The organism is Endozoicomonas sp. SESOKO4 (assembly GCF_024606275.1).
Map to the genome: position 1 here is coordinate 1 of NZ_JAHHPS010000231.1, position 1,125 is coordinate 1,125.

The window sequence follows — 1,125 nt, forward strand, 5'->3', positions numbered from 1 at the left end:
GTAAATATATTATCCTGGTGGCCAATCATTGCCCCATTCCAGGCTGGAATCTGCAAGGGTGAAATGTGTTGTTCCAGCACTTCCTGCAAGCGGAAAGAGCCATAAGGAACCTTGGCATTACAATGTGTACATTGACCAAAAATAAAGCCAGAGATTTCTTTTAAAATACCGGCAGTTTGTAATTGGGTTAACATGCGATCAATTTGATAAACATCTTCACCTGTGTCCTCCAAAAACAGAATTTTATTTTTAAAACTGGGTAAATAGGTGCTTCCCAGCATGGAAACTAACACGGATAAGTTGCCCCCCAGAATTTCCCCTGTGGCAATGCCAGGGTGAATAGTTTGAATTCGCGCAATAGTCCGGGTTAAATCATCGCTTTTGATGATCGGGTTACCCATAGTAATGGCATTACCTTGAAAGAGAATTTTCTCCAAATAATTGACGGTGTATTGCGTCCAGGGAAAAGCCGCAGCCATCGGGCCATGAAACGTTATTAAGCCAGTTTTCTGGTAGATGGCTAACAGCAAGGTGGTAATGTCACTAAAACCCATAAAAATCTTGGGATTCTTTTTGATTAAAGGAAAGTCGAGATACTCCAGTGTTCTGGCCGACCCCCAGCCACCACGTAACTCAATAATGGCTTTAACTTCCGGGTTGGCAAACATGTCATTAATATCAGCAGCACGTGCCTGATCAGTACCCGCAAAATATCCGCTCTGTTGAAAAATCGTTTTACCATAGATAACGTTCAATCCCAATGCCTGAAGTCGCTCTGTTGCAAATTGCACATCCTGAGCGTCATTAACACGAAAGCCACTGGAAATGAAGGCAACGGTATCGCCTTTATTCAGAGGGGGCGGTTTAATAGTTGGTAATGCCAATACAGGGCTGGTAATAAGCCAGCATACAATAATAAATAATAATTTTTTCATAGTTTACTCCAGCAGGAGGTCTTGTTTTCCGAGTCTTCCCCTCACTTATTTTTGAATTTCTCACCTTTCCAGCAGGTTTTATCAAAGGTTATGTCGTCTTTGGAGGGGCGCTAACCAGGTTCTTTCATTACTTGTATGAGCTTGCTTTTAGCCATGAAACACCTCTTACAGGCTGAAAGCCGCTGTCGCT

1 protein-coding gene is annotated in these 1,125 nt (G+C 42.6%); it reads right to left on the reverse strand.

Annotated elements, in window-relative coordinates; genetic code table 11:
- The coding region (locus KDK16_RS04340) for an LD-carboxypeptidase (protein WP_257274839.1) at window positions 1-935 on the reverse strand (935 nt) is incomplete at its 3' end.
- Window positions 936-1,125: the final 190 nt, after the last annotated feature.